Annotated in this window: 27 protein-coding genes; 4 read left to right on the top strand and 23 right to left on the bottom strand. The window is 70.2% G+C overall.

The genetic code is table 11. The features are described 5' to 3' along the window. Nucleotides 1-5 precede the first annotated feature (5 nt). The 5 genes from ACFFJD_RS09910 to rpsB all read right to left on the bottom strand — a co-directional run bounded on the left by ACFFJD_RS09910 (nucleotide 6) and on the right by rpsB (nucleotide 4,054). A complete protein-coding gene (locus ACFFJD_RS09910) occupies nucleotides 6-848 on the bottom strand; it encodes a phosphatidate cytidylyltransferase (RefSeq protein ID WP_382363621.1) in 843 nt (280 codons plus the stop codon). Beyond that, nucleotides 845-1,402 carry a ribosome recycling factor gene (frr, locus tag ACFFJD_RS09905; RefSeq protein WP_382363619.1) on the bottom strand — a complete coding sequence of 186 codons (558 nt, stop codon included), beginning with the start codon at nucleotides 1,400-1,402 and terminating at the stop codon, nucleotides 845-847. The genes ACFFJD_RS09910 and frr overlap by 4 nt, the downstream gene beginning before the upstream one ends. A gap of 60 nt (nucleotides 1,403-1,462) precedes the next feature. After that, nucleotides 1,463-2,197, bottom strand: coding sequence for a UMP kinase (gene pyrH, locus ACFFJD_RS09900; protein ID WP_382363617.1), 735 nt, complete (start codon nucleotides 2,195-2,197; stop codon nucleotides 1,463-1,465). Between the two features lie 150 nt (nucleotides 2,198-2,347). Beyond that, the gene (gene tsf / locus ACFFJD_RS09895; protein ID WP_382363615.1) at nucleotides 2,348-3,172 is read right to left on the bottom strand and encodes a translation elongation factor Ts; all 825 of its coding nucleotides are present in this window, start codon (nucleotides 3,170-3,172) and stop codon (nucleotides 2,348-2,350) included. 33 nt (nucleotides 3,173-3,205) lie between these two features. Next, on the bottom strand, nucleotides 3,206-4,054 hold the full coding sequence (gene rpsB, locus ACFFJD_RS09890; protein ID WP_382363613.1) for a 30S ribosomal protein S2: 849 nt from the start codon (nucleotides 4,052-4,054) through the stop codon (nucleotides 3,206-3,208). Between the two features lie 251 nt (nucleotides 4,055-4,305). Here rpsB and ACFFJD_RS09885 point away from each other — a divergent pair, with 251 nt between their 5' ends. Beyond that, complete coding sequence (locus tag ACFFJD_RS09885) at nucleotides 4,306-4,827, top strand: M23 family metallopeptidase (RefSeq protein WP_382363611.1); 522 nt, start codon at nucleotides 4,306-4,308, stop codon at nucleotides 4,825-4,827. 19 nt (nucleotides 4,828-4,846) lie between these two features. Here ACFFJD_RS09885 and ACFFJD_RS09880 read toward each other — a convergent pair whose 3' ends face one another. Then, on the bottom strand, nucleotides 4,847-5,722 hold the full coding sequence (locus tag ACFFJD_RS09880; RefSeq protein WP_382363609.1) for a tyrosine recombinase XerC: 876 nt from the start codon (nucleotides 5,720-5,722) through the stop codon (nucleotides 4,847-4,849). Between the two features lie 98 nt (nucleotides 5,723-5,820). Between ACFFJD_RS09880 and ACFFJD_RS09875 the strand changes: the two genes are divergently transcribed. Then, nucleotides 5,821-7,272, top strand: coding sequence for an MFS transporter (locus ACFFJD_RS09875; RefSeq protein ID WP_382363607.1), 1,452 nt, complete (start codon nucleotides 5,821-5,823; stop codon nucleotides 7,270-7,272). Between the two features lie 61 nt (nucleotides 7,273-7,333). Then, nucleotides 7,334-8,698 (top strand): WS/DGAT/MGAT family O-acyltransferase, encoded by a 1,365-nt coding sequence (locus ACFFJD_RS09870; protein WP_382363605.1) that lies wholly within the window; start codon nucleotides 7,334-7,336, stop codon nucleotides 8,696-8,698. Here the strand turns inward: ACFFJD_RS09870 and ACFFJD_RS09865 are convergent, their stop codons facing one another. The 14 genes from ACFFJD_RS09865 to rpsP form a co-directional block, all read right to left on the bottom strand. Then, nucleotides 8,699-9,496 carry a siderophore-interacting protein gene (locus ACFFJD_RS09865; protein WP_382363603.1) on the bottom strand — a complete coding sequence of 266 codons (798 nt, stop codon included), beginning with the start codon at nucleotides 9,494-9,496 and terminating at the stop codon, nucleotides 8,699-8,701. 105 nt (nucleotides 9,497-9,601) lie between these two features. After that, nucleotides 9,602-10,741 (bottom strand): DNA-processing protein DprA, encoded by a 1,140-nt coding sequence (dprA, locus tag ACFFJD_RS09860; RefSeq protein ID WP_382363601.1) that lies wholly within the window; start codon nucleotides 10,739-10,741, stop codon nucleotides 9,602-9,604. Beyond that, the gene (locus ACFFJD_RS09855) at nucleotides 10,738-12,252 is read right to left on the bottom strand and encodes a YifB family Mg chelatase-like AAA ATPase (protein WP_382363599.1); all 1,515 of its coding nucleotides are present in this window, start codon (nucleotides 12,250-12,252) and stop codon (nucleotides 10,738-10,740) included. The genes dprA and ACFFJD_RS09855 overlap by 4 nt, the downstream gene beginning before the upstream one ends. Before the next feature lie 7 nt (nucleotides 12,253-12,259). After that, nucleotides 12,260-12,664: a YraN family protein gene (locus tag ACFFJD_RS09850; protein WP_382363597.1), complete on the bottom strand. Its 405-nt coding sequence runs from the start codon at nucleotides 12,662-12,664 to the stop codon at nucleotides 12,260-12,262. Nucleotides 12,665-13,063: 399 nt separating this feature from the next. Continuing rightward, a complete protein-coding gene (locus tag ACFFJD_RS09845) occupies nucleotides 13,064-14,473 on the bottom strand; it encodes an HNH endonuclease signature motif containing protein (protein ID WP_382363595.1) in 1,410 nt (469 codons plus the stop codon). A gap of 392 nt (nucleotides 14,474-14,865) precedes the next feature. Then, nucleotides 14,866-15,177, bottom strand: coding sequence for a DUF2469 domain-containing protein (locus ACFFJD_RS09840; RefSeq protein WP_382363593.1), 312 nt, complete (start codon nucleotides 15,175-15,177; stop codon nucleotides 14,866-14,868). Then, complete coding sequence (locus ACFFJD_RS09835) at nucleotides 15,177-15,836, bottom strand: ribonuclease HII (RefSeq protein ID WP_382363591.1); 660 nt, start codon at nucleotides 15,834-15,836, stop codon at nucleotides 15,177-15,179. The genes ACFFJD_RS09840 and ACFFJD_RS09835 overlap by 1 nt, the downstream gene beginning before the upstream one ends. Before the next feature lie 14 nt (nucleotides 15,837-15,850). Further along, nucleotides 15,851-16,684, bottom strand: a complete 834-nt coding sequence (gene lepB, locus ACFFJD_RS09830; RefSeq protein ID WP_382363589.1) for a signal peptidase I — start codon at nucleotides 16,682-16,684, stop codon at nucleotides 15,851-15,853. A gap of 117 nt (nucleotides 16,685-16,801) precedes the next feature. Then, complete coding sequence (gene rplS, locus ACFFJD_RS09825; protein ID WP_382363587.1) at nucleotides 16,802-17,143, bottom strand: 50S ribosomal protein L19; 342 nt, start codon at nucleotides 17,141-17,143, stop codon at nucleotides 16,802-16,804. A gap of 179 nt (nucleotides 17,144-17,322) precedes the next feature. Next, nucleotides 17,323-18,564, bottom strand: a complete 1,242-nt coding sequence (locus ACFFJD_RS09820) for a hypothetical protein (RefSeq protein ID WP_382363585.1) — start codon at nucleotides 18,562-18,564, stop codon at nucleotides 17,323-17,325. Nucleotides 18,565-18,658: 94 nt separating this feature from the next. Beyond that, nucleotides 18,659-19,339 (bottom strand): tRNA (guanosine(37)-N1)-methyltransferase TrmD, encoded by a 681-nt coding sequence (gene trmD / locus ACFFJD_RS09815; RefSeq protein WP_382363583.1) that lies wholly within the window; start codon nucleotides 19,337-19,339, stop codon nucleotides 18,659-18,661. Nucleotides 19,340-19,341: 2 nt separating this feature from the next. Further along, nucleotides 19,342-19,869 carry a ribosome maturation factor RimM gene (gene rimM, locus ACFFJD_RS09810; RefSeq protein WP_382363581.1) on the bottom strand — a complete coding sequence of 176 codons (528 nt, stop codon included), beginning with the start codon at nucleotides 19,867-19,869 and terminating at the stop codon, nucleotides 19,342-19,344. Between the two features lie 12 nt (nucleotides 19,870-19,881). Then, nucleotides 19,882-20,124, bottom strand: coding sequence for an RNA-binding protein (locus ACFFJD_RS09805; RefSeq protein WP_246995396.1), 243 nt, complete (start codon nucleotides 20,122-20,124; stop codon nucleotides 19,882-19,884). Then, the gene (gene rpsP / locus ACFFJD_RS09800) at nucleotides 20,121-20,648 is read right to left on the bottom strand and encodes a 30S ribosomal protein S16 (RefSeq protein ID WP_382363579.1); all 528 of its coding nucleotides are present in this window, start codon (nucleotides 20,646-20,648) and stop codon (nucleotides 20,121-20,123) included. The genes ACFFJD_RS09805 and rpsP overlap by 4 nt, the downstream gene beginning before the upstream one ends. Before the next feature lie 261 nt (nucleotides 20,649-20,909). On the opposite strand from rpsP, the gene ACFFJD_RS09795 reads away from it, so the two are divergent. Further along, a complete protein-coding gene (locus ACFFJD_RS09795; RefSeq protein ID WP_382363577.1) occupies nucleotides 20,910-21,563 on the top strand; it encodes a hypothetical protein in 654 nt (217 codons plus the stop codon). A gap of 19 nt (nucleotides 21,564-21,582) precedes the next feature. On the opposite strand, the gene ACFFJD_RS09790 is transcribed toward ACFFJD_RS09795, so the two are convergent. From ACFFJD_RS09790 to ACFFJD_RS09780, 3 genes are read right to left on the bottom strand one after another with little or no spacing between them, the layout of a single operon-like run. Next, nucleotides 21,583-22,653 (bottom strand): amidohydrolase family protein, encoded by a 1,071-nt coding sequence (locus ACFFJD_RS09790; RefSeq protein ID WP_382363575.1) that lies wholly within the window; start codon nucleotides 22,651-22,653, stop codon nucleotides 21,583-21,585. A gap of 7 nt (nucleotides 22,654-22,660) precedes the next feature. Continuing rightward, nucleotides 22,661-24,250: a signal recognition particle protein gene (gene ffh / locus ACFFJD_RS09785; RefSeq protein WP_382363573.1), complete on the bottom strand. Its 1,590-nt coding sequence runs from the start codon at nucleotides 24,248-24,250 to the stop codon at nucleotides 22,661-22,663. Between the two features lie 18 nt (nucleotides 24,251-24,268). Beyond that, a complete protein-coding gene (locus ACFFJD_RS09780) occupies nucleotides 24,269-26,626 on the bottom strand; it encodes a [protein-PII] uridylyltransferase (RefSeq protein ID WP_382363571.1) in 2,358 nt (785 codons plus the stop codon). Nucleotides 26,627-26,630 lie beyond the last annotated feature (4 nt).

Raw genomic sequence — 26,630 nt, 5'->3', positions numbered from 1 at the left:
CCCGCCTACATCAGGGCGGTGAAGATCGCCCAGGTGACGAAGGCGCCCGGCAGCAGCGAGTCGATGCGGTCCATCAGGCCGCCGTGCCCGGGCAGGAGCGTGCCCATGTCCTTGATGCCCAGGTCGCGCTTGACCTGGGATTCGATGAGGTCACCGCACGTGCCGACGATCACCAGCACCGGACCGAGGATCAGACCGATCCACCAGTGGGTGTCCAGCATCCAGATGCTGCAGCACACCGCGCCCGCGGTGGCCAGCAACAGCGAGCCACCCAGACCCTCCCAGGACTTCTTCGGGCTGATCGCAGGCACCATCGGATGCTTGCCGACGAGGACGCCGGCCGCGTAGCCGCCGACGTCCGAGCAGACCAGCACGATCAGGAAGGTGAAGACGCGGTACCGGCCGTCGGGCTGCTGCACCATGTCGACGGCGAAGACCGCCATCAGCGGCAGCCACGCCAGAATCAACAGCGACAGGGCCGCGTCCCGGGTGTACTCGCGCGGCGCCTCGGTGAGCCCCTGCGCGAACAGTTTCCATACCAGGATCACCAGCGCGGTGCCGGCGAAGGCCACCAGTGCGCCGGTGGTCCCCCACGGCCAGGTGCTCCAGATGACGGCCTGCCCGCCGACCAACAGCGGGATCAGGGCGACCTCGCGATCGCCCTCGCGTAACCGCTTGGCCACCTCCCAGGTGGCGATGGCGATGGCCACCGCGACCACGGGGAACCACACGCGGGGCGCGTAGGCGAGGATCGCGATCAGGCCGGCGCCGAGAGCGACACCCACGCCGATCGCGGCGGGCAGGTTACGGCCGGCGCGGGACGCCTTCGGCTGCGCGGGTGCGGTCATACCTCGAGCAGCTCGGCTTCCTTGTTCTTGACCAGCACGTCGATCTGCTCGGTGTAGCCGTGCGTGGTCTTGTCCAGGTCCTTCTCCGCGCGCACCACTTCGTCCTCGCCGGCCTCGCCGTCCTTCTGGATGCGCTTGAGCTCGTCGACGGCCTTGCGGCGGATGTTGCGCACCGCGACCTTGGCGTCCTCGCCCTTGCCGCGGGCCTGCTTGCCCAGGTCCCGACGACGCTCCTCGGTGAGCTGCGGGATGGACACGCGGATCACGTTGCCGTCGTCGGTCGGGTTCACACCCAGGTCCGAGTTGCGGATCGCGGTCTCGATGTCCCGCATGATCGACTGCTCGTACGGCTTGATCACGATCAGCCGCGGCTCGGGCGCGTTGATGCTCGACACCTGGGTGATCGGCGTGAGCGCACCGTAGTACTCGACCATGATCTTGTTGAACATCGCCGGGTTCGCGCGACCGGTCCGGATGGACTGCAGGTCTTCACGCAGATGGTCGACCGCCTTGTCCATCTTCTCTTCGGCGTCGAGCAGGGTGTCGTCGATCATCAGCAGAATCCTTCGTCGGTAGGTCGTCTGTAGCTAAGTGGGTCGGGTCCGCGGGGCCGGTCAGGACGAGACCAGCGTGCCGATGGCCTCACCGGCCACCGCGCGTGCGATGTTGCCCTGCTGGAGAAGATTGAACACCAGAATCGGCATGTTGTTGTCCATGCAGAGCGAGAAAGCGGTCGCGTCGGCCACCTTCAGTTCCTGCTCGAGCACCTCCCGGTGGGTGATCTCCCGGTACAGGGTCGCGTTCGGATCCACCCGCGGATCGGCCGAGTAGACGCCGTCGACGGCCTTGGCCATCAGCACCGCCTCGGCCTTGATCTCCAGCGCGCGCTGAGCCGCGGTGGTGTCGGTGGAGAAGTACGGCATGCCCATGCCGGCGCCGAAGATCACCACGCGCCCCTTCTCCAGGTGACGGACCGCGCGCAGCGGCAGGTAGGGCTCGGCCACCTGGCCCATGGTGATCGCCGTCTGAACGCGCGTATCGATGCCGCGCTTCTCCAGGAAGTCTTGCAGCGCAAGACAATTCATCACGGTGCCGAGCATGCCCATGTAGTCCGAGCGAGCCCGGTCCAGGCCGCGCTGCTGCAGTTCGGCGCCGCGGAAGAAGTTGCCGCCGCCGATCACGATGCCGACCTGCGCACCGCCGGCCACCACCTCGGCGATCTGATCGGCCACGGTCCCGAGCACATCGGGGTCCAGACCCACCGAGCCTCCACCGAACATCTCACCGCCCAGCTTCAGCAGAACCCTACTGAAACCACCGCGTCGTACGGGTGCCGCCGAGTCGGTCATCGTGTCCCTTGCTCCTCGCGCTCACAGGATGGGCCGTCGCAGCCCAAACTCTCCTAAGCATAGTGCTCAGCCTCGGAGAAAACACTTCGGCCCCGACCCTTCCCCGCTTGTCGCGCGGGGAGGGGCCGGGGCCGAAAAGCAGTGCGGTGGTTAGACCTGGCCGACCTCGAAGCGAGTGAACGCGACGACGCTGGCGCCGGCCTCGTCCAGGATCTGCTTGACCGTCTTCTTGGAGTCGGTCACCGAAGCCTGATCCACCAGGACGACGTCCTTGTAGAAGCCGGTCACGCGACCCTCGACGATCTTCGGCAGAGCCTGCTCCGGCTTGCCCTCGGCCTTGGCGGTCTCCTCGGCGATGCGACGCTCGGCGGCGACCACATCGGCGGGCACCTCCTCGCGCGACGCGTACTTGGCGCGCAGCGCAGCGACCTGCATGGCGGCACCGCGGGCAGCCTCGGCGGCCGCCTCGCTGTCACCGGTGTACGAGACCAGCACACCCACGGCGGGGGGCAGGTCCGAGGCACGCTTGTGCAGGTAGACCGCGACCGGGCCGTCGTACGCGGCGACGCGACGCAGGACCAGCTTCTCGCCGATCTTGGCCGAGAGGGCCTCGACGGCGTCGGCGACGGTGCCGTCGCCCAGCGGGGCGGCGTTCAGCGCGTCGAGGTCGCTGGAACGCAGAGCGATCGCAGCACCCAGCACGTCGTCGGCCAGCTTCTGGAACTCTTCGTTCTTGGCAACGAAGTCGGTCTCGGCGTTGAGCTCGATCATGACGCCGTCGCGAGCGGCCACGAGGCCCTCCGCGGTGGCCCGCTCGGCACGCTTGCCGACGTCCTTGGCGCCCTTGATACGCAGTTCCTCAACGGCCTTGTCGAAATCACCGTCGTTGTTGGCCAGGGCGTTCTTGCAGTCGAGCATGCCCGAGCCGGTCAGTTCGCGCAGACGCTTGACGTCCGCAGCGGTGTAGTTCGCCATGGGTGGCGACTCCCTTCGGAAAGAAGTGTTGGACTATTCGGCGGCCGCGGGGGCCTCGGGGGCGACCTCGGCAGCAGGTGCCTCGGCGACGACCTCGGCGGCAGGAGCCTCGGCCGAAGCCAGCAGATCCTGCTCCCACTCCGGCAGCGGCTCGCCGCTACCGGCCTCGGGCTTGGCGTCGCCGCCGGCCTGGCCGGCACGCGCCTGCACGCCCTCGGCGACGGCCGAAGCGATCACGCGGGTCAGCAGAGCGGTGCTGCGGATGGCGTCGTCGTTGGCCGGGATCGGGTAGTCGACGACGTCCGGATCGCAGTTGGTGTCCAGGATCGCGATGACCGGGATGTTCAGCTTGCGCGCCTCGCCGACGGCGATGTGCTCCTTGTTGGTGTCCACCACCCACATGGCCGAGGGAACCTTGGCCATGTCGCGGATGCCGCCGAGGGTGCGCTCGAGCTTGTTCTTCTCACGCGTGAGCATGAGGATTTCCTTCTTGGTGCGACCCTCGAAGCCACCGGTCTGCTCCATCGCTTCCAGCTCCTTCATGCGCTGGAGACGCTTGTGCACGGTGTTGAAGTTGGTGAGCATGCCGCCGAGCCAACGCTGGTTGACGTAGGGCATGCCGACGCGCGTGGCCTCGGCCGCGATGGACTCCTGGGCCTGCTTCTTGGTGCCGACGAACAGGACGGTGCCGCCGTGAGCGACGGTCTCCTTGACGAACTCGTAGGCGCGGTCGATGTAGGTCAGCGTCTGCTGCAGATCGATGATGTAGATGCCGTTGCGGTCGGTGAAGATGAAGCGCTTCATCTTCGGGTTCCAGCGACGGGTCTGATGTCCGAAGTGCGCGCCGCTGTCGAGCAGCTGCCGCATGGTCACGACTGCCATGGGTATTCCTTTATCTCGGTTACACCGGGCGTCGGTCGACGTCCGGCCCTGGCGTTCGCCGGCCGAAGCAGCCCGGAAGGCCCCCGGGACCGTGTGCTTCGATCGTGGTGTCCGACCCGATTGCGGCCGGACGCGCGAACGCGCGTAGTCACCCCGTCGACGTGCGACGAGGTGCAGTTGTCCACCTTACGCGTCGACACGCCCGGGTGCCAAAAGGGGATCCGGGCGGCGGCGCCGAACGTCTAACCGACATGAGACCGCTGCGCCGACGCGCCATCGCCTGCACCGCCGCCCTGCTCCTGCTGCTGAGCGTCGGCGGTCCGACGCCGGCCGCCCCGCGCCCGGCCTACGACTGGCCGCTGGCCCCGCGCCCGGCGGTGACGCGGGGCTTCGATCCACCGGCCGAGCGCTGGCTGCCCGGGCATCGCGGCGTCGACCTGGGTGCGGCCCCGCAGGCCGCGGTGATCGCCGCGGCGGCCGGGCGGGTCCGGTTCGCCGGGGTCATCGGCGGCAAGCCGACCGTCTCGGTGCTCCACCCGGACCAGATCGCGACCACCTACGAGCCGGTCCGCGCCGTGGTGCACACCGGGGACACGGTGCTGCGCGGGCAGGTGCTCGGCTATCTGGAGCCCGGCCATCCCGGGTGCACGGTGGCCGCGTGCCTGCACTGGGGCGCCCGGCGCGGCAGCGGCGCCTTCACCCGCTACCTGAATCCGTTGGTGCTGGTCGGCGCCGTCCGGGTCCGCCTCAAACCGGTCGGCGACTGGCCCTGACCTCTCAGGCTCTGGGCGTTCAAGCTCTGGGGTGCGCCTGGTCGTGGACGGCGCGGAGTCGTTCGACGCTCACGTGGGTGTAGAGCTGGGTGGTGGCCAGCGACGAGTGGCCCAGCAGCTCCTGCACCACGCGCAGGTCGGCGCCGCCCTCGAGCAGGTGGGTCGCCGCGCTGTGCCGCAGGCCGTGCGGTCCCAGGTCGGTGCCCTGCGCGGCCGTCGCGCGATGCACCACGGTGCGTGCCATCCGCTGATCCAGCCGGCCGCCGCGGGCGCCCAGCAGAAGTGCGTCGCCCGACGCGGCGGTGGCCAACGCCGGTCGTCCGCTGCGCAGCCAGTCCTCGACGGCCGCGGCCGCCGGCGCGCCGAACGGCACCGCGCGCTGTTTGTCCCCCTTACCCACCACCTGCAGGACGCGGCGCTCGAGGTCGATGTCGGCCAGTTCCAGGCCGCACAGCTCCCCCACGCGAATGCCGGTGGCGTACAGCAGCTCGAGGATCAGGTGGTCGCGCAGCTCCAGCGGGGCGTCACCGGCGGGTTGCACCGCGGCCACCGCCTGCTCCGGCGACAGCACCGCGGGCAGCACGCGATGGGCCTTGGGCGCCTGCAGTCGGGTGGCCGGGTCGGCGGGCAGGATCCCCTCACGGGCGGCCCAGGCGCAGAAGTTCTTGGCCGAGGACACCTGCCGGGCCACCGTGGTGCGCGCCGCACCACGTCGACGCTGATCGGCGAGCCAGGCACGCAGCAGGGTTAGGTCGAGGTCGGCGACGGCCACTCCCCGGGCGCCGGCGAAGGAGATCAAGCCGCGGACGTCGCCCACGTAGGCGCGGACTGTGTGCGCGCTGCGACCCTTCTCGAAGCGAAGGTGTTCCGCATAGTCGTCGAGTACCCCGGGCATGCGGTCGAGGATACCGACGTGTGCGAAGTCACGGCGACGTATAGCGTGTGGGAAGCGAACGCTTACTCGCCTCATGCACCACGTACAGAAATGCCTCCGTGATCACCTCCCCGCCCCAACACCATCCCCGCCTGGCCGTCGCGGTCCTCTGCGGCGCCGGGATCGTCGTGGCACTGATGCAGACCATCATCGTGCCGCTGATCCCGCTGCTGCCGAGCCTGCTGAAGACCTCGCCGACCAACGCCTCGTGGACCCTGACCATCACCCTGCTCACCGGCGCGGTGGTGACGCCGATCTCCGGACGCCTCGGGGACATGGTCGGCAAACGCCGCGTGCTGGTGGCCAGCATGGCGGCGGTCGCGGTGGGTTCGGCGGTCTGCGCCCTCGCGCCGGGGCTACTCGTCTTCCTAGTGGGCCGCGGGCTGCAGGGTCTGGGGATCGGCACCATCGCCGTGGGCATCTCCCTGATGCGCGACATCGTGCCGGCCGACCGGCTCGGCGCCTCGATCGGCGCCATGAGCGCCTCGCTGGGTGTCGGCGGTGCGCTGGGTCTGCCGTTCGCGGCGGTCATCGCGCAGGAGGTGAGCTGGCACGCACTGTTCTGGGTCAGCGGTGCGGTGGCGTTGCTGGCGCTGGTGGCGGTCCTGGCCACGGTGCCGGTGCGCGGTGAACCGACGGGCGGGCGCTTCGACGCCGTCGGCGCCGTCGGCCTGACGGTGCTGCTCAGCTGCTTCCTGCTAGCGATGTCCAAGGGGGCCGCGTGGGGGTGGACCAGCCCGACGATCCTGGCGCTGTTCGCCGGCTTCGCGGTCGCCTCGCTGCTGTGGTGGCGGTGGGAGCGCACCCACCGCAATCCCCTCGTCGACCTGGAACTGAACATCGCCCGCCCGGTGATGCTGACCAACATCGCGTCCGTGGCGGTCGGTTTCGCCTTCTACGCGATGCAGATGATTCCGATCCAGGTGCTGATGGATCCGACGTCGGCGACGTCGGCGGGCAGCGTCGGGATGGGTCTGTCGATGGTGCGGGCCGCGCTGGTGCTGATGCCGGGCGGCCTGGTGATGTTCGCCTTCTCCTTCGTCTCGGCCGAACTCACCCGTCGGTACGGCCCGCGTATCGCCCTCGCGCTGGGTGCGGTGGTGCTGGGCCTGGGGTACGGGTTGCTGCTGGGCATGATCGCCGGACCGTGGCAGGGCAGCTGGTACTGGCTGCTGGTCATCAACATCGTGGTGGGAGCCGGCCTGGGCGTCGCCTACTCGGCGATGCCCGCTCTCATCATGCGGTGGGTCCCCGTGTCGCACACCGGCGAGGCCAACGGCGTGAACGCGCTCATGCGGTCGATCGGCACGTCCGCGGCCACCGCCGTGGTCGGCATGATCCTGGCGGCCTCCCGCATCACGGTCGCGGGCCCGCAGGGGCCGGCGTCGGTGCCGACGTCGTCGTCCTATCTCTGGGCGTCGACGATCGCCCTCATCGCCTGCGTCGTCGCCGCGATCACCGCCCTGGCGGTGCCCCGTCGCCCCGCGATCGAGGAGCAGTCCGTGCTCTGACCGCGACACCCCCGCGGCAAAGGACCGAGGAAGCACACCGCAGCGGCCTAGGATTCAGAGCATGAAGCTGCTCACTCCACTAGACCACGCCATGTTGCGAATGGAGTCCCCGCGCACGCCGATGCATATCGGCGCGCTGGCAATTTTCACGCTTCCCGAAAACGCGCCCGACGATTTCGTCCGCAGCCTGTACGAGGCCTTCTCGGCGCTCGCCTATCTGCCGTTTCCGTACGACAGCGAGATCGCGAACGTTCCGGTGGCCGCTGCGGCGTACTGGAAGAAGGCCGATCCCGATCCGAGCTATCACGTGCGCCTCACGGCGCTGCCCGCGCCCGGCGGCGAGGCCGAGCTCGGCACGCTGGTGGAGTATCTGCATTCGCGCCCGTTGGATCTGTCCCGACCGGTGTGGGAGGCCCACCTCATCGAGGGGCTGTCGGACAACCGCTTCGCGTTCTATTTCAAGGCGCACCACTGCGCCACCGACGGCGCGGCGGCCGTCGAGACCATCCAGTCCTGGCTGAGCACCGATCCGGAGGGGCTGCCGCCCACCGGTACTCCGGAGGAGAGCCCGGACATGGGCCTGCTGGAGAAGCTCACGATCCTGCCGAAGCGGTTCACCGAGGGCACCGTCGCCACCGCGGAGGTGCTCAATCGGGTCGCCCGAATGACGTTCGGTTCCGAAAGCGTGATCCGCACGGCGGTCAGCACACCCGATTCGCAGTTCAACCAGCGTCTGGGGCCGCATCGTCGGGTCGCCATCGAGAACATCGAACTGGCCACGCTGAAGAAGATCGCCAAGGCCACCGGGTCCAAGGTGAACGACGTGATGCTCACCATCATCGGCGGCGCCGTGCGCCGGTACCTGCTGGAGCAGGACGCGCTGCCGGGTCACAGCCTCACCGCGTCGGTCCCGATCGGCCTGACCCGGGAGGAGGCGACCCGCAACGCGGCCACGGGCATCGTCACTCCGTTGGGCACCGACATCGCCGATCCGCTCGAGCGCATGAAGGTGGTCGCCGCGCACACTCGGCGCGGCAAGGACGACATCGACCACCTGAGCCGCACCGCGCAGGACTATTTCGCGTTGATCGGCCTGACCCCGTTGATGTTGGCCCAGCACACCGGCCTGGCCAAGCAACTGCCCACCCTGTTCAACTTCACCGTCTCGAACGTGGTGCTGGGCAAGGAGAAGCTCTACCTGCTGGGCGCCGAACTGCAGACCCTGGTGCCGATCTCGTTCCTGGTGGACGGCTACGGACTCAACGTGACCCTGGTGGGCTACGCCGACAAGGTCACGCTCGGTTTCGTCGGGTGCCGCGACACCCTGCCGCACCTGCAACGGCTGGCCGACTACACGCGTGCGTCCCTGGCCGAGATGCTCGAGGCCGTCGACGCGGCGCCGCAGGAAGAACCCCCGACCGAGTAGTCAGGTCCGATCGGCGGCCCGCTCGTCGGCCTTCCATTGCCGGAAGCCCTCCTCGGTGCGGCCGCGGCGCCAGTACCCGGAGATCGACGCGGCGCGCCGGGCGGAGACGCCGCGCTCCTTGCGAACGTACGGGCGCAGGTTCTTCATCACCGCTTGCGCCTCCCCGTGGATGAACACCTGCGGCTCGCCGTCGAGCCAGGGTGCGGCGCGCACGGCGGCGATCACCGGTGCGTGGTCGCCGCTGACGTCCTCACCGGCCCGGTCCGGGGTGGCCCCGCGGTGCACCCAGGTGATGCGGGCCCCGGCCGGGGCCACCAGGTCCAGTTCGTCGGCCTCTCCGGCCACCTCGATGAAGACCTGGGCCACGGCGTCGGCGGGCAGCGCCTCGAGCGCGGCGGCCAGGGCGGGCAGTCCGGCTTCGTCGGCGACCAGCAAATGCCACGGTGCGGTCGGGTCGGGGCGGTAGCCGCTGCCCGGGCCGCGGAAGGTGACTCGCTCCCCCGGCTGCACCCGCGCCGCCCACGGTCCCGCGATGCCCTCGTCGCCGTGCACCACGAAGTCGATGGCCAGTTCCCGCGCCTGCGCGTCGTGGCGGCGCACCGTGTAGGTCCGCAGGGTCGGCTCGCTGGAGCCCTCGCGGGGGAAGGCGATCTTGACGTACATGTCGGTGTCGACGCCCTCCGCGTCACCGGCGGGCTCGAAGTCCTCGAAGCCCTCGCCGCCGAGCCAGACGCGGACCATGTGGTCGGTCAACCATTCGCTGCGCAAGACCGACATGGTCTGAAATTTCTTCGACATGGCCCTCACCGTACCCGGATCGCGCGCCGCGAGTAAGGCGGACCTAACTCGTCTGTGGCGGTGCGAGGTCTCGGTGACGGGCCGGACGGTCCCCTTCACCTCGTGTCACCTCTCGCCGGCCAGGCGCCACAACCCGGAGTCGCTGTCCACCAGGCCCTTCACCTCCAGCCGCGCCAGGGCCGCGAGCACGACGGTCACCGGGCGGCCGGCACTGAACGCGATCTCGTCCACGGTCAGGCCCCCGCTCGCGGGCAGCGCCTCGATCACCTCGAACTCGTCGGTCGGCAGGTCGTCTGTGGCGCTGGGCGCCGACCGGACGAAGTTGTCGTGCCCGGTCGCCTGGATGAGGGCGAGGATCGAGTCGGCGTCCATCACCAGGGTGGCTTGCCCGTCGGCGATCATCTGGTGACAGCCCACCGACATCGCCGAGGTGATCGGTCCGGGCACCGCGCCCAGTGGCCGCCCGAGTTTTCGCGCCCAGGCCGCCGTGTTGGTGGCGCCCGAGCGTCGTCCGGCCTCGACGACCACCACCGCCGCCGACAGTGCGGCCACCAGACGATTGCGGGTGAGGAACCGGTGCTTGGCGGCTGTGGTGCCGGGCGGATACTCCGATACCACCAGGCCCGCCTCGCCGATCTCGCGGAGCAGCCGGGCGTGCCCGCTGGGGTAGTCGCGGTCGATCCCGCAGGCGAGGATCGCGACGGTGAGGCCGCCGGCGGCCAAGGCGCCGCGATGGGCCGCGCCGTCGATCCCGAACGCGCCACCGGAGAGCACCGTGACGCCTCGGTCGGCCAAGCCTGACGCCATCCGGGTGGACACGTGCTCCCCGTACGCCGTCGCCGCGCGCGAACCGACCAGCCCGACCGCCGACGACGCCGCCTCCGCGAGGCTGCCGGGCCCGCGCACCCACAGGGCCAGCGGTGCGCCGCCCCGCACGGAGGTGCTCGCCTGATCCAGTCCCAGCAGAGCCCACCCCGGCCATTCCTCGTCGTCCGGCGTCACCAACCGGGCACCGCGTCGGTGCGCGGTCTCCAGATCGGTTGCGGCGGAATCGGTCTCGTACCGAGCCTGGGTCGCCGTCACCGCCGCGGCGTTCCCGGCGGGCAGCGTTCGCGTCCGGATCATCCGGGCCGTCTCGACGGCGCCGTACCGACCCACCAGTGAGATGAGGGGTGGGCACGGCGGCTCGGCGACCGCGGCCAGATAGGCCCACGCGAGTCGTTCCCGCCGGTCCGGCGCGCTCACTGGAACGACCGATCGCGGTACATCAGGGCCTGGGCCACGTCGTCGAGTTCGGGCACGCTGCCTCCCCGCAGGTCGTTCACGGTCCAGGCCAGGCGCAACGCCCGGTCGGCGCCGCGCGCGGTGATGCGCCCCTCGCGCAGGTACCGCTCGATCGGGGCGAGCGCCTCGCGGCCGAGTGGAAAGTCCTGGCGCAGAACGTTGCCCGGCACTTCCGCATTGGTCGTCCACCCTTGCTGCCGCCATCGCTCCCGGGCGGCCGCCCGGGCCGCCGCCACCCGCTCGGCGATCGCCGCACTGGCCTCACCGCGTCCCCGCACCAGCATGGTGGGGCCGGGCGGGTCCATCTGCACGCGGATGTCCACGCGGTCGAGCAACGGCCCGGAAAGCTTGCCCAAGTAACGGCGCCGGACAACCGACGTGCAGACGCAGTCGATGTCGTTGGCCGGCGCACACGGGCACGGGTTGGCGGCCAGCAGGAGCAGGAAGCGTGCCGGGTACTTCGTATCGCCGTCGCGGCGGGACAGTCGGATCACGCCCTCCTCCAACGGTTGCCGGAGTCCGTCGAGCACCTTGGCGCCCATCTCCGCGCATTCGTCGAGGAACAGGACGCCGCGGTGCGCGCGGGAGACCGCTCCCGGACGGGCCATCCCGGTGCCGCCGCCGAGCAGCGCCGCGCCACTGACCGTGTGATGAGGGGCCACGAACGGCGGCACTGTGATCAGCGGATGCGTGTCCGGCAACGTCCCCGCCACCGAATGGATGGCGGTCACCTGCAAGGATTCGGCGGGATCGAGGGGCGGCAGAACGCCCGGCAGCCGGGCCGCCAACATCGTCTTGCCGATCCCCGGCGGACCGATCATCAACACGTGATGGCCGCCGGCCGCCGCCACCTCCAGCGCCCGTCGCGCAGCGGCTTGCCCCACCACGTCCGCCATGTCCGGGCACGACGGTGCCGGCGGCACGGGGCCGTCGTCCACGTCGTCCAGGGCGCCGTCCCCGGCGAGCCACGCGACCACCTGCGACAGCGATTGCGCGCCACCGATTCCCAGGTCGTCGACCAACCCCGCTTCACGCAGATTGGCCACCGGCACCACCGCCCGCGCATAGCCGTAGTCCCGGGCCGCCAGCAGCAGCGGCAGCACGCCGCGGACCGCCCGTACCTGACCGTCCAGCCCCAGCTCGCCGAGGAACACGGTGCCGCCCAGCCGATCGGTGTCAGCTTGACCGTCCGCGATCAGCACCGACAGCGCCATTCCGAGATCGAAACCCGACCCCTCCTTGCGCATCTGGGCCGGGGCCAACGCCACCGTGACATTGGCTTCGGGAAACTTGAAGCCGCTGTTCACGATCGCCGCCCGCACCCGATCCTTGGCCTCCCGCAGGGACGCGTCGATGCTGCCGCTGATGGTGAACCTGGGCAGACCCTGCCCCACGTTGCCCTGGATCTCCACCGGCTTGCCGGCATAGCCGCCCAGACCCATGGAGTGCACATTGCCCACGACCCGCTGCATGATCGCCTCACTCCACCAGTCCCCGATGGTGCCGCAGTCGGGCCGCCGCCCGATCTTCCGGATCACCGACGTCCAGCTGCACCGAGACCGCGTCGAACCGGACCGTCTCCCACCACGGCGCCGGTTCGGCCTGGGCCGCCAACCACTGCCGCGCCAGCAAACGCATGCGCCGCAGCTTGGTCGCGGTGATGGCCGCCACCGGATCGGTGTAGGTGTGCGAGGCACGCGTCTTGACCTCGACCACCACCAGCGTGGCACCGTCGGCCGCGATCAGATCCAGCTCGCCGTACCGTGTCCGCCAGTTCCGATCCAGAATCCTCCAGCCGAGCGAGTCGATGTACTCGGCCGCCAGATCCTCCCCGATCCGACCCACTTGTCCACGCCGGTCGCGGCGCACCGTCTCATCCCCCATGCCCGCCAGCCTGCCCGCGAAAGGCACGCCGGTCACCGAGCAGAGCGACGACGCTGTGGACAGTGGCCGTTACCCACAACCGGCGAGACCGCCGCTCGACAGCCGGGGCGCCGCGGGCCTACTGCTCGTCGGTGCGGTGCCGCCCCGCCACCTGCGAGCCTGGGTGCTCCCCGTGACCACCCAGGCCCCGCTCAGCGGCGGGCACACTATTCAATTCTCAAACAACGCATCGCGCCGGGAACCGCTCCCGACACTTCAGTGAGAAAGTTCGTCGACTCCGCCCCTTGCGAATGTCGTTGGCAGACACCATGTCTGCGCCTTCTCGAACTTTCCAGGACTCGTAGGACTTTCACTCTCACCAACGCCGACGCCCCATAGTCCGAGCGTCGCGACTGCTGCTCACGCAGCGCCGGGCAATGACGTCAGCGTTCGTCGCGCATTCGATCGGATCGGTTCACGACGACGCTTCGGATGGTCAGGATCGGCCGGCGGGACGAACCACGGCTGCCGATCCCGGCCGATGAACACTTCCCACCCACCGTGATGAATCACCGTGTGATGCCGGCGGCAGAGCAGGACACCGTTGTCCAAGCTGGTCACTCCGCCGTGTTCCCAATGGTCGACGTGGTGCCCGTCGCACCAGGACGGCGGCAGACCGCAACCGGGAAACGCGCAACCACGATCCCGCAGCACCAAAGCCTTGCGAATGCCCGGCGTGAACAGCCGCTTCTCCCGGCCCACGTTCAACGGCACACCGTGCTCGTCCAGCAGCGCCAGTGCCACGGACGCCTCGCACATGATCAGCTCCGCCGTCCGTGGCGAGATGGGTCCGCCGAACCCGAGCCACGGGACGGCGGTGTCGTCCTCGGCGGTGTCGTCCCCGGCTGCGGCGATCGGGATTGAGATCGTCTGTCCCACAACGGAATCGAGTACCTGCCCGTTCATCACCACCGCAGCCGGCACCGACAAGGTGACGTGCGGCAACACCCCGCCGGACTCGGGACGCTCCGAATGAGACAAATACGTGCGAATCACCTGCGCCATCGCATCGGCACGCCGCCGCTTGGCCGACCGCCGATCCGCAGAACCGTCCGGCTCGGGCACCGGCCGCGTGAGCGGATCCAGCGCCGCGCTGAGTTCCTCAGCGGCCACGATGTCGAAATCGATCGTCACCGCGACCCGACCGTCGTCCGTGCGGTTCAGGGTCATCTCGTTGAGATCGTCACGCTCAGCGACCGGGACTACCCCATCCACAGGCTCGACCGGTGCCAACTTGATCGCCCACGCCCGCGCCTTCTCCCTCACACGCGCTGGCGACGTCTGCACCATCAGCGAATTCACGATCTTCCGGCGATCGTCGTCGGGCAGTTCCACCCGACCTGTGACGTGCCCGACACCGGACGCCACAGCGTCGCTTTGCTCCGCCGACACCGCCCCATCGCGCAGGCCACGGATCACCGAGACGAGGTTCTCGTCGACTATCGCCTGACCGAGCCGCGCCGCGCGATAGGCCACCGCCGGCGCCGCGCCGAGCTCGGAGAGGATCGCCGCGCCCGACCGCACATGCTTCCGGGCAGGTAAACCGACTCGTTCGATCGCGGCGCACGTCGCGGCCACCGAGTAGTCGGCCACATTGCGCAGCCGCAGAACCGCCGCGGCTACCGCCAGGAGTTCACGGTCGTCGTCCACCGCTCGCGCCCGGGCCAAGAACTGGCCGAGATTCGCCGGCGTATCGATGTCGGTACCGACGGGGATAGTGAGGTCATCGCTCATCAGATCGGCGAAGGCGGTGAGAGTTGTTGCGTCCATGACGCCCACTCCTCAAGGTCATGAGAAGCCAATAGCGATGGAACCGGTCGAGCCGGCGACGGTCAGTCGCTCGGCCACTCATGTTCCGCGAGTTCGGGACTATCGACCCCGCCCTCCTATAACTATGATACGCCCCACAGGTGATGGGCACAATAGTTCTATAGAAATGTTCGCTTGTGTGTCTCAAGACATCGGTGGCAGGCCAGTTCGACATCGAGACAGACCTCGCGCCGGCGTATGCACGAGGTCACGGCACGCGAACGGCTAGGAACGTCCGTGTCCGCGATCGCCGGTGAGCCGCACCAAGTACGGACGGCCCCCGCACAACCGTCGCGCTCGCGAAGTCGTCCGGATAAGCACCACGAGCCGACCGTAGGCTGGGCGCAGCAGGCCTACGGCTCGTCGGGCAGACGCAGCTCGGACCGCTCCAGTTCCTCGATGTTGACGTCCTTGAAGGTCACCACGCGCACCTGCTTGACGAACCGCGCCGGGCGGTACATGTCCCACACCCAGGCATCGGTCAGGTGGATCTCGAAGTACACCTCGCCGTCGTTGTTGCGCGGCACCATGTTCACGCCGTTGGCCAGGTAGAACCGGCGCTCGGTCTCCACCACATACGAGAATTGACCGACCAGGTCCTTGTACTCGCGGTACAGGGACAGCTCCATCTCCGACTCGTACTTCTCGAGGTCCTCAGCGCTCATTACGCCAGCCTATCGGAGACGTTTCGGTACGACATCCGGTGCTCCGGCGACGGCCCCAGAACGTCCAGCCGCGACATGTGTCGCGCGGTGCTGTATCCCTTGTGGACGGCGAAATCGTAGCCCGGATGCACCTCGTCGTAGTCGACCATCAGCCGGTCCCGGGTCACCTTGGCCAGCACCGACGCCGCCGCGATGCAGGCCGCGTTGGCGTCGCCGCCGATCACCGGCAGCGACGGCGCCGGGAGCCCGGGCACCGCGAAACCGTCGGACAGCACGTAGCCCGGGCGGATCGACAGTGCGGCCACGGCCTGCCGCATGCCGCGCAGATTGGCCACGTGGATCCCGATGCGGTCGATCTCCGCGGCCTCGATCGCCACCACGCTGTAGGCCGCGGCGTGCCGGGTGACCGCGGCGTACAACCGCTCACGGGTGGCCGGGCTCAGCTTCTTGGAGTCGTCGAGGTCGGCCAGCGACTTGAGTTGCTGCGGCCGGAGAATGCACGCGGCCACCACCAGCGGCCCGGCGCAGGCACCCCGGCCGGCCTCGTCCACCCCGGCCACCGGGCCGAGGCCGCTGCGTTCGAGGGTGAACTCCAGGGTGCGCAGCCCGGCCGAGCGACGCACCGTGGTGCGCGGCGGCCACCGCGTCGAACTCGACACCTGCCCGCCCCGCGCTACTGCGGATCGACAGACCCGACCCCACCGAACCGGGAGAACGGGTACAGGATGAAACGCACCTTGCCGCGAATGTCCGAGACCGGGACCGTGCCCTGGAACTCGTCGTCGATGTGGGCGCGCGAATCCGCCGAGGAGCTGCGGTTGTCGCCCATCACCCACACGTTGCCCTCGGGCACCTTGATCGGGCCGAAGTCGCCGCCGTAACACACGCCGCCGCCCAGCTGACCGGTCGAGATGTTGTACGCCTCGTTCTGCAGCTCGATGTCGATGTACGGCTCGGTGAGCGGCTTGCCGTCCACCGTGACGCCCTTGCCGTCCTCGTTCTTACAGGCGACGGTCTGACCGCCGGTCGCGATCACACGCTTGACCAGGTTGTTCTCGTCCGGCGGGGCCAGCGCGAACCACGACAGCACGTCCTGCATGGTGCTCACCACGGCGTTCGACGACCGCGGCGAACTCCACGAGCCGTCCCACGACTCGGTGGGCGCCTTGAACACCACCACGTCGCCCGGCTTCGGGTCGGTGAATCGGTAGGTGAGCTTGTCCACCAGAATGCGGTCGTTGGTGCAGCCGTAGCAGCCGTGCAGCGTCGGCTCCATCGACTCGCTGGGCACCACGTACTGGCGGAACAGGAACGTCGACGCCACGAACATCAGAACCAGAACGGTCGCCACCACGATGGCCAGCTCGCGCAGGAATCCGCCCTTGCGGGGCTGATCGTCATCGTCGTCGTCGCGGGCTCGCCGCCACGTCGGCCTCGTGTCGTCGGAACCGGAATCCTCGGGCTCGGGGCCCGGATCGTTCGGTTCGACGGCGTCGTTGTCACTCACGAGATACCAGCCTAGCGGGAGCAGGGAGTCCGGGGGCGCAGGCCCGGACCGAACGGAACACAAGACCCCGGTACCGAAATGCGGTACCGGGGTCCGGTGAAGTCAGGCAAGCGCAGGTCAGCGCTTTTCCTTGATCTTGGCAGCCTTGCCGCGCAGGTCGCGCAGGTAGTAAAGCTTGGCGCGACGGACGTCACCGCGGGTCAGGACGTCGATCTTGGCCAGGTTCGGGCTGTGCACCGGGAAGGTACGCTCCACGCCGATACCGAAGGAAACCTTACGAACGGTGAAGGTCTCGCGCAGGCCGCCGCCCTGGCGACGGATCACGACGCCCTTGAAGACCTGGATACGCTCTTTGCTGCCCTCGATGACCTTGACGTGGACGTCGACGGTGTCGCCGGGGGCGAACTCGGGGATGTCGTCACGGAGGGACTGCTTGTCGAGGAAGTCGAGAGTGTTCATGGAGTGGTTTCCCATCTGGCTTAGCGTGGAGTAGAGGAACCTGGCGCCCGACGCCTGGCGTCGGAACCAACCGGTTCGTACCCGTGTCAGTAGTCGCAGCGCATCCCGCGGACACGCAACGGGATGCAATTCTGCCAGAGTCGGCCGCCGGAGCGAAATCCCCCGGCCTCCGATGTCGCTCACAGTGTCGGATCCAGTTCCTGATCGTCGCCGTCGCCGTCCTCTCCCCCGGGCTCGCCGCCGGTGTCGGCGTCCCCGTCGCCGACCGGCCGGTCCGGCGACGACGGCTCCGCGTCGCCCAGCACCGGTGGACCCGCCACCGGCATCGGGCCCACCAGCCGCTCGAACTCCATGGTCGAGAGCAGGTACCCGGGCCGTCGACGTTCCTGTTCGGCGGCCCCGCGGGCACCCACCGGTCCGCCCGCACCCAGGCCTCCCCGGCCCGACCCCGCCGACGACGACACCGGAGCGCCCAGACCCGACCGCGTCGCGCCGCCCGGGCCCGCCGCCGTCGAGGTCCCGGTGCCGTTCGGCGCCGCACCGTTGCCTGCCGCGCCCGGCGACGCGGTGGTGGTCGGTGCCGTCGGCGCGAGCCCGCCGGGCAGGCGCAGGCCTGCCGGCACCATCGGCAGCGGCGACGACACCGGCCGCCCGGTGGCGCGTACCGGCGGCCCGGCGGGTGCGGGACCGGCCGGCGCCGGCCCGAGCGGCGCACCGGCCGGCTGGGGTGGGGACGTCGGCGCACCGGTCGGCGCGGCCGGTCCCCCGGCCGGCACCGGCCCTCCCGAATTCGGGGACGCGGGCCCGCCCGGCCCCGCCGGAACCGCGGCGCCCGCATCCGGATCGGGGGTACGCGGCACGCCGACCGGCATCGTCCCGGCGGGTACACCGCCCGTCCCGAGCCCGGTGCCGGACGGCGACACCGGGGCGCCCAGCGTCCCCACCTGCGGAGATCCGCCCGCACCGCCGGTGGCCGGGGCGGTCGTCGCGCCACCGAGCCCGTCCGAACGCGGACTCATCGGATCGCTGTACACCCGGCCCATGATGTTGGCGCGCGCGGCCTGCATCGCCGCCGGCTGACCGACGGCCGCGGTCACCAGCAGGGTGGGGCGCGCGGCCACGGTGGCCGCCAGATCGCCGGAGGCGGCGTCGAGGGTCGCGGCGGCCGGCGCCAACCGCTCGGCCGCCTCGGATACTCGCCGCCCGAGGTCGGCCCCCGCCTCGTCGGCGGCCACCGCGCCGATCCCGGCCAGCCCGTCGAGGGTGCCGAAACGCAGGCTCAACCGCAGCGCGATCGCGCGGGCGGCCTTCAGGATGCGGGTGATCTCCGCGGCGTCGGCCGCGGCCCCACCGGGATCCATCGAGTCGATGCGGGCGAGCAGCTCCGCGAGGTCGATATTCCAGTCGGAACGAGGGCCCATATGTCTTGGACGCACACGACGCCGCCGCGGTTCCACGACACTCCGACATTCGCCGGCACCCGGCGGGTTCGCCGGCACCCGGACGGGAGAAGAGTCAGTCGTTCAGCAGGTCGGGACGACGTTCCCGGGTCAGCGCCAGCGCCTGCTCGTGACGCCACGCGGCCACCTTGGCGTGGTCACCGGACAGCAGCACCGGCGGAACCTCCAGGTCACGCCAGATCTTGGGCCGGGTGTAGCTGGGGCCTTCGAGCAGCCCGTCGGAGAACGAGTCCTCCCGGTGGGACTGCGGATTGCCGAGCACGCCGGGGATCAGGCGCGTGGTGGCTTCGACCATGGCGAGCACGGCGGCCTCGCCGCCGATCAGCACGAAGTCCCCGAGCGAGACCTCCTCGACCCGCACGCGACGGGCCGCGTCGTCGAAGACACGCTGGTCGATGCCCTCGTACCGGCCGCACGCGAACACCAGGTGTTCTTCGGCGCTCCACCGTTCGGCGGTGGCCTGGGTGAAGGGACGTCCGGCCGGGGTCGGCACCACCAGGAGCGCCTCGTCGGGGCACACCTCGTCCAGTGCCGGCCCCCACACGTCCGGTTTCATCACCATCCCCGGACCACCCCCGTACGGGGTGTCGTCGACGCTGCGATGGACGTCGTGCGTCCACTCCCGCAGGTCGTGGACGCCCACCTCGATCAGTTCGGCGTCGATGGCCTTCCCGAGCAGCGCGGCGTTCAGCGGCGTCAGGTACTCGGGAAAAATGGTGAGAACGTCGATACGCACGATCAGTCGGTCTCGTCGGCGCCGTCGAGGAGACCGTCGGGCGGATCGATGACGATGCCCTCGCGGGTCACCGTCGGGACGATCTCGGTGACGAACGGGATCAGGATCTCCGCGCCGTCGGCGCCGGTCACGGAGAGCAGTTCCCCGCCGGGCAGGTGCAGGACGTCGGAGACCGGACCCACGGCCACCCCGTCGACGGTGGTCACCGGCAGACCGATCAGTTCGTGGTCGTAGAACTCGTCGGGGTCGTCCCCGGAGTCGACGCTGTCGGCGTCGATCAGGAACAGCACGCCGCGCAGGGCGTCGCCCGCATCGCGGTCGCCCACCCCGGACAAGGACAGCAACAGCCGCCCGGCGTGGGGCCGGGCGGCTGTCACCGTGTAATTCTTTTCGCCGCCGCCCTTGGGCGCGCGGCCGCGCAGCACCGTACCCACGGCGAAACGAGCGCCGGGGTCGTCGGTGCGCACATCCACCACGAGTTCACCGCGAACGCCGTGCGTCTTGGCCACACGGCCGATCACGAGATCCATCGTGGCGGTCGATCAGCGATCGGTGTCGACGATGTCGACGCGCATGCCGCGGCCGCCGACACCGGCGACCAGGGTACGCAGCGCCGTCGCGGTACGACCGTTACGACCGATCACCTTGCCGAGGTCCTCGGGGTTGACGTGCACCTCGAGCATGCGACCGCGGCGGCCGGTGATCAGTTCGACCCGAACATCGTCGGGGCTGGAGACGATGCCGCGCACCAGGTGCTCGACAGCGTCAGCGATGACGGCACTCACGCCTTGGCCTCGTCACCGGCCTCGATGGCCTCGCCGACGGTCTTGCCGTCCGCGGCCAGATCCTCGGCGACCGCAGCGGTCTCGGGCTCGGCCAGCTTGACCTCGTCCTTGACCTCTTCGACCTTGTCGGCCTTCTTGGCCGACTTCTTCTTGGCGGTGGTGGCCGCGACGGTGGGCTCGTTCTCGGCGGCGGCGAGCGCGGCGGCGAACAGCTCCTGCTTGGAGGGCTTGGGCTCGGCGTGCTTCAGGGTGCCCTCGGCGCCCGGCAGGCCCTTGTACTTCTGCCAGTCACCGGTCACCTTGAGGATGTTCAGGACCGGGTCGGTGGGCTGCGCGCCGACGCTCAGCCAGTACTGCGCGCGCTCGGAGTCGACCTCGATCAGCGAGGGCTCTTCCTTCGGGTGGTACTTGCCGATGGTCTCGATGGCGCGGCCGTTCCGGCGGGTACGGGCATCGGCGACGACGATGCGGTACTGCGGGTTGCGGATCTTACCGAGACGGGTGAGCTTGATCTTGACAGCCATGTGGCATTCCTTTGTGTAGTCACAGCGCAATTCGGCGACCCGCCGAGGTGCGACGGGTCCGGTTTTGCGATCTCTTACGGGGTGACCGCCGGTCGGTACGTAACCGAGCACGGCGAACCAGCGTCTTATTCTGCCACGTCCGACGGCCACCGCCAAAGTCGGCGACTTCGCTCCGCGCGGGGGCACCCGTTAGACTCGCCTCCGCCGGGGCAACCGTCGACGGCCGATGCAAGACGACGAGGAACGGAGAGCACTCCACGCATGCTCAACGCCCTCGCCTACGCGTTCGTGGACGCCATCAACGTCCTGCTCATCGGCGTTCTCGTCGCGCTCGCGATGATGCTGCCGCCGGGACGCTACCGCTCCATCGCCACCCTGTTGGTGATCGGCGACTGGCTGGGAGTGTTCCTGCTGGCCCTGATCACCATGGTGGTCTTCGACGGCCTGGGCGACATCGTCGCGCACGTCGTCGAATCGCCGGTGTTCGGCATCCTCCTCATCCTGACCGGTGTGGTCACCGCGTTCCTCACCTACAAGGGCGGGGACTCGTCGGCGATCATGGACCGGATCCTGACGCCGCTGAAGTCGCCGTCGCCGCTGACCGTGCTGGTCGGCATGATCCTGGGCGGTATCCAGTCGGCGACGTCGGTCCCCTTCTTCGCCGGTCTGGCCGTGCTGTCGGCCAGCGACATTCCCGCAGGCGAGCGCTACGCCGGGATCTTCCTGTTCGCCACCGTGGCGTTGAGCCTGCCGATCCTGGCCGCGCTGCTGCTGGGTCTGGTGCGCCGCTTCCCGCATTCGTGGGTGGGACGGATCTTCGCCAAGGCGCGCGCCAATCAGGGCGTCGTGGCCCGCGGCGCCGGCTGGCTGGTCTCGGCCATGCTCGTCATCATCGGCGTGCTGCGCCTGCTCTGAGCGGGCGCGCGGCCCCGCCTCAGAGGTGCAGGCCGGAGCAGACCACGTGCCGCGGGCGGCGCAACGTGCTCGGGTCGGCCGCGGGGTCGGCGTCGAGTACCAGGAAGTCGGCGCGCGCACCGTGGGTGAGGCCGGGCACGCCCAACCAGTCCCGTGCCTGCGTGGAGGCGGCCGCCAGCGCCTGCAGCGGCGACAGCCCGATCCCGGCGAGTGCCTCGATCTCGTCGACGATACGGCCGTGCTCGACGAAACCGCCGGCGTCGGTGCCGGCGTAGATCGCGACCCCGGCCTCGCGGGCCGCGGCGTACACCTCCCGCGCGTTCGCGTACAGCGCCCGCATGTTGGCCTGATAGGTCGGGAACCGGTCCGCGCCGTCGGCGATGCCCGGGAAGTTCTCCACCTGGATCAGCGTCGGCACCAGCGCGATCTCGCGGTCCACCATCTTGTCGATGAGGTCCGGCGTGAGACCGGTGCCGTGCTCGATGGAATCGAAGCCTGCGTCGATGATGTCGCCGAGCGCGTCGTAGCCGAAGACGTGCGCGGTGATCCGGGCGCCCGCCTCGTGGGCGGCGGCCACCGCGGCCTCCAACTGGGCCCGGCTCCACAGCGGTGCCAGGTCGCCCACTTCCCGGTCGATCCAGTCGCCCACCAGCTTCACCCAGCCGTCGCCGGCGGCCGCCTGCCGGCGGACCTCGGCGGCGAGCTGATCGGGATCGTCGAGTTCCACGCCGTAGTCGCGCAGGTACCGCTTGGGCCGAGCGATGTGCTTGCCCGCACGCAGGAAGCGCGGGCACCGCGGATCCTCGTCGAGCGGATGGGTGTCGACGGGTGAGCCCACCTCGCGGATCAGCAGTGCCCCGGCGGCGGCGTCGGCGTAGGCGTAGCCGCGCGCCCGGTCGATGGTCACCCCGAGGCCGGGCGCGATGCCGACGTGGTTGTGGGCGTCGACCAGGCCGGGAATCAGCCAGCCGTCGTCGGCCACCGTGGTGGCCCCGGCAACGGGCTCCTCCGACAGCAGGCCGTCGGCCACCCAGAACTCGCGCTGCTCGCCGGTGAACGGATCCCGGCCACGATAGTGTTCGACGCCCATCGCGCGGCTACTTGTTCTTCGGGAGCTTCAGGTTCGACAGGTCCAGGCCGTCCAGCCCCGGGGGCAGCTGGTCCAGGCCGGGCGGCATCTGCGACAGGTCGAAGCCGGGCGGCATCCCCATGCCGGGCATGCCGGGCATTCCCATGCCGGGCATACCGCCCCGCATCGCCTTCGGCGGCGTGGGGCCGCGGCCCTTGCCCTTGCGTCCCTTCGCGCCCTTCTTGCCCTTGCGCGCGTTCCGCTTGCCCGCGCCCGGCATGCCCATGCGCCCGGACATCTGCGCCATCATCTTGCGAGCCGCGAAGAAGCGGTCCACCAGCTGATTGACGTCGGTCACGGTGACGCCGGAGCCGTTGGCGATACGGATGCGGCGGGAGGCGTTGATAATCTTCGGGTCGTCGCGTTCGGCCGGGGTCATGCCGCGGATGATGGCCTGGATCTTGTCCAGCTGGCTGTCGTCGACCTGGGACAGCGCGTCCTTCATGTCGCCGGCGCCGGGCAGCATGCCGAGCAGGTTCCCGATCGGCCCCATCTTGCGGATCATCAGCATCTGCTGGAGGAAGTCCTCCAGCGTGAGCTCGCCCTGACTGATCTTCTCGGCGGCCTTCTCGGCCTCGGCCACATCCCAGTGCTGTTCGGCCTGCTCGATCAGCGACAGCACGTCGCCCATGCCGAGGATGCGGCTGGACATGCGGTCGGGGTGGAAGACGTCGAACTCTTCGAGCTTCTCGCCGGTCGAGGCGAACATGATCGGGCGGCCGGTGATCTCCCGTACCGACAGCGCGGCACCGCCGCGGGCGTCGCCGTCGAGCTTGGTGAGCACCACGCCGGTGAAGTCGACGCCCTCGGCGAAGGCCTGCGCGGTGACCACCGCGTCCTGACCGATCATGGCGTCGAGGACGAACAGCACCTCGTCGGGGCGGGTGGCATCGCGGATGTCGGAGGCCTGCCCCATCAGCACCTCGTCGATGCCGAGGCGGCCGGCGGTGTCGATGATGACCACGTCGTGGTGCTTCTCGCGCGCGAACTCCACGCCCGCGGTGGCCACCGACACCGGGTCGCCGGAACCGTCGACGCCCAGATCGCCGGAACCGCCGACGGAGGTACCCGCGTGCGGGGCGAAGACCGGCACGCCGGCCCGCTCGCCGACGATCTGCAACTGCTGCACCGCACCCGGTCGCTGCAGGTCACAGGCCACCAGGACCGGGGTGTGCCCCTGCTTGGTGAGCCAGTGCGCGAGCTTGCCGGCCAGGGTGGTCTTACCCGCACCCTGCAGACCAGCCAGCATGATCACCGTCGGCGGCGTCTTGGCCAGCTGCAGTCGCCGGGTCTCGCCGCCGAGGATCTGGACGAGTTCCTCGTTGACGATCTTGACGATCTGCTGCGCCGGATTCAGCGCACCGGAGACCTCTTGGCCCTTGGCGCGCGACTTGATGCGCGCGATGAAGGTCCGCACCACCGGCAGCGAGACGTCGGCCTCGAGCAGCGCCAGGCGGATCTCCCGCGCCGTCGCATCGATGTCGGCATCGGTCAGTCGGCCCTTGCCTCGAAGATCCTTGAGGGCGCCTGTCAACCGGTCGGAGAGCGATTCGAACATTCCCCCATCTTTCCATGATCAGTCCGGACGCGGCGCGGGGCCCGGGCACACGCGCAGCACCGCACGACCGATCGTGCCGCGCGCCGCCGCGGTGTCCTCGGCCAGTTCGACGCAGAAGGTGTCGATCACGGTGGCGCCGAGAGTGTTCACCTTGGCCCAGACCACCACCGCTCCGGCCCGTTCCAGGACCCCGGTGAGGGCCGCCAGCAGGCCCGGACGGTCCGCCGAACGCACCTGCAGCAGCACCGCCCCGGTGGCCGGGTCGTCGATCCACTCGGCGCGCGGGGGCGCCGTGACCGCGACCGTCGCCGCGGGCTCGACCGCCGACGACCGGTGGCCCGACTCGCCCCGCCCGTCGAGCGCGCCGCGCAGCCGCTGCCGCAGCACCGCCACATCCGGCGGTCCGCCGAACACCGTGGCCACCGCGAAGGTGTCGATCGCGTGCCCGTGCGCCGACCGCACCTGCGCCGCATGCACCGCCAGACCACCGGCCGCCAGCACCGACGCCGCCGCCGACAACAGTCCGCGCCGATCCGGCGCCACCACCGTCACCAGGTAGGTGGTGGGTCCGTCGCCGGCCTCCAGTTGCACGTGCAGCCCGCCGGCGCGCGCCAGCGCATCCTGTTCCGGACTCAGCGGTTCGGGCTCCGGGACCGCTCCGCCGCCGATCAGGGTCAGCACCCGGGAGGTGAGTCCGGCGATCAGACCCGCCTTCCAGTCGCTCCAGGCGGCCGGCCCGGTGGCCCGACCGTCGGCCTGTGCCAACGCCCCCAACAGTTCCACCAGATCCCGGCGGTGACCGAGCGTCTCGGCCACCTCGGCCACCACCCGCGGGTCGGTGCCGTCGCGCCGCGTCGCCACCGACGGCAGCAGCAGGTGGTGGCGCACGGCCGCCGCCAACAGATCGACGTCGGCCGGCCACAGCCCGAGTCGGCGCCCCACCTCGCGCGCCGACTCGGCCCCGAGCACACTGTGATCGCCGCCGCGACCCTTGCCGATGTCGTGGAGGAGCGCGGCCAGCACCAACAGGTCCGGCCGGGAGACCGAGGTGGTGAGGGCGGCGGCGCCGATGACGGTTTCGATGCTGTGCCGGTCGACGGTCCAGACGTGCACCGGATCGCGCGGGGCCAGATCGCGGATCCCGTCCCACTCCGGGAAGAGCTTGCCCCACAAGCCGATCCGATCGAGGGCCTCGACGGTGCGAGCCATCGACGGGCCCGACGAGAGCAGCACCAGCAGATCACCGAGCGGTTCGGCCGGCCACGGCACCGCGGGCGCCGGCGCGTAACGCGCCAGCCGTTCCAGCGCCGGACCGTTGATCGGCAGGTCGTTGCGGGCCGCGGCCGCGGCCACCCGGAACACCAGGCCCTCGTCCTGGCTGGGCAGGGCCGAGCGCGCCAGGGACACCTCGCCGTCGTGGCGCACCACGCCCTCGTCGAGCGGGCTGCGCACCGGCAGTCGACGCAGTCGCGCCAGGCCGCGTCGCCCCACCGCGTGGGTGGCCGTGCGGATACCGGTCTCCACCGCGAAGTCGACGGTGCGGGCCGCATCGCTGAGCACCCGGGCCAGGGCGAACCGATCCTCCAGGTCCAGCGCCGCGGCCAGCTGGTCGGCGTCCTCGGCGGGCAGCCGATCGCGGGAGCGCCCGGTGATCAGGTGGTGCTGGGTGCGCACGTCCAGCAGCCGACGGTAGGCCAGGGCCACCGGGGTGCCGGGTTCGTCGGCCCGCAGCCGGGACAGACCGTCGGTGAGCTGCGCCAGGGCGAGCGCGTTGAGCAGCTGCACGTCGCGCAGGCCGCCGCGACCGTTCTTCAGGTCCGGTTGCGCGCGCTGAGCGTTGTCCCCGGTGCGCCCCCACCGGTCCCGGGTCAGGTCCAGCACCTCCGGCAACCGCAGGCGGGCCTCGATGCGCCACAGATTGCGCACCGCATCCACCAGCAGCGCGGCCAGGTCGGCGTCCCCGGCGATGAACCGCGCGTCCAGCAGCCCCAGGGTCGCGGTGGGCTCCCCGCGCGCGGCCTGCACCGCGTCGGTCAGGGTGCGCACACTGTGGTCCAGGCTCAGCCCCGAATCCCAGATGGGATACCAGAGGCCGTCCGCGATGGGGCCGAGGCGTTCGGGATGACGGTTCTCGTGCAGCAGCACCAGATCCAGATCCGAGCCGGGCACGGTCTCCCGCCGCCCCAGGGCGCCGACGGCGACGATCGCGAAGCCGCTGCCATCGGTCACGCCCAGCTCCTCGGCGCGGGCCCGAAGCCACCCCTCGTAGGCCTCGGTCAACGCCGCACGCAGGGCGGCGCCGGCCGGCCGGTCCAGGGCGAAACCGGCAAGCGCCCCGGCCCGCGCCGCCACGAGGGCGCGGGCCGGGTCGCTCATGCGC

Origin of the sequence: Gordonia phosphorivorans (genome assembly GCF_042432625.1) — a bacterium.
Lineage (GTDB): Bacteria > Actinomycetota > Actinomycetes > Mycobacteriales > Mycobacteriaceae > Gordonia > Gordonia phosphorivorans.
The sequence above is the reverse complement of the archived record's forward strand: the minus strand, read 5'-3'. Positions and strand labels throughout refer to the sequence as shown.

Bases quoted from the DNA above. Each gene is read 5' to 3' on its own strand.
- pyrH (WP_382363617.1), bottom strand. From the start codon at position 2,197: ATGACCGACTCGGCGGCACCCGTACGACGCGGTGGTTTCAGTAGGGTT.
- ACFFJD_RS09855 (WP_382363599.1), bottom strand. From the start codon at position 12,252: ATGCAGCGGGTCGTGGGCAATGTGCACTCCATGGGTCTGGGCGGCTAT.
- rpsP (WP_382363579.1), bottom strand. From the start codon at position 20,648: ATGGCTGTCAAGATCAAGCTCACCCGTCTCGGTAAGATCCGCAACCCG.
- ACFFJD_RS09840 (WP_382363593.1), bottom strand. From the start codon at position 15,177: ATGAGCGCTGAGGACCTCGAGAAGTACGAGTCGGAGATGGAGCTGTCC.
- ACFFJD_RS09845 (WP_382363595.1), bottom strand. From the start codon at position 14,473: ATGGACGCAACAACTCTCACCGCCTTCGCCGATCTGATGAGCGATGAC.
- rplS (WP_382363587.1), bottom strand. From the start codon at position 17,143: ATGAACACTCTCGACTTCCTCGACAAGCAGTCCCTCCGTGACGACATC.
- ACFFJD_RS09870 (WP_382363605.1), top strand. From the start codon at position 7,334: ATGAAGCTGCTCACTCCACTAGACCACGCCATGTTGCGAATGGAGTCC.
- ACFFJD_RS09865 (WP_382363603.1), bottom strand. From the start codon at position 9,496: ATGTCGAAGAAATTTCAGACCATGTCGGTCTTGCGCAGCGAATGGTTG.
- ACFFJD_RS09790 (WP_382363575.1), bottom strand. From the start codon at position 22,653: ATGGGCGTCGAACACTATCGTGGCCGGGATCCGTTCACCGGCGAGCAG.
- ACFFJD_RS09820 (WP_382363585.1), bottom strand. From the start codon at position 18,564: ATGGGCCCTCGTTCCGACTGGAATATCGACCTCGCGGAGCTGCTCGCC.
- ACFFJD_RS09780 (WP_382363571.1), bottom strand. From the start codon at position 26,626: ATGAGCGACCCGGCCCGCGCCCTCGTGGCGGCGCGGGCCGGGGCGCTT.
- ACFFJD_RS09850 (WP_382363597.1), bottom strand. From the start codon at position 12,664: ATGGGGGATGAGACGGTGCGCCGCGACCGGCGTGGACAAGTGGGTCGG.
- rimM (WP_382363581.1), bottom strand. From the start codon at position 19,869: ATGGATCTCGTGATCGGCCGTGTGGCCAAGACGCACGGCGTTCGCGGT.
- ACFFJD_RS09885 (WP_382363611.1), top strand. From the start codon at position 4,306: ATGAGACCGCTGCGCCGACGCGCCATCGCCTGCACCGCCGCCCTGCTC.
- rpsB (WP_382363613.1), bottom strand. From the start codon at position 4,054: ATGGCAGTCGTGACCATGCGGCAGCTGCTCGACAGCGGCGCGCACTTC.
- ffh (WP_382363573.1), bottom strand. From the start codon at position 24,250: ATGTTCGAATCGCTCTCCGACCGGTTGACAGGCGCCCTCAAGGATCTT.
- ACFFJD_RS09795 (WP_382363577.1), top strand. From the start codon at position 20,910: ATGCTCAACGCCCTCGCCTACGCGTTCGTGGACGCCATCAACGTCCTG.
- frr (WP_382363619.1), bottom strand. From the start codon at position 1,402: ATGATCGACGACACCCTGCTCGACGCCGAAGAGAAGATGGACAAGGCG.
- ACFFJD_RS09880 (WP_382363609.1), bottom strand. From the start codon at position 5,722: ATGCCCGGGGTACTCGACGACTATGCGGAACACCTTCGCTTCGAGAAG.
- ACFFJD_RS09910 (WP_382363621.1), bottom strand. From the start codon at position 848: ATGACCGCACCCGCGCAGCCGAAGGCGTCCCGCGCCGGCCGTAACCTG.
- tsf (WP_382363615.1), bottom strand. From the start codon at position 3,172: ATGGCGAACTACACCGCTGCGGACGTCAAGCGTCTGCGCGAACTGACC.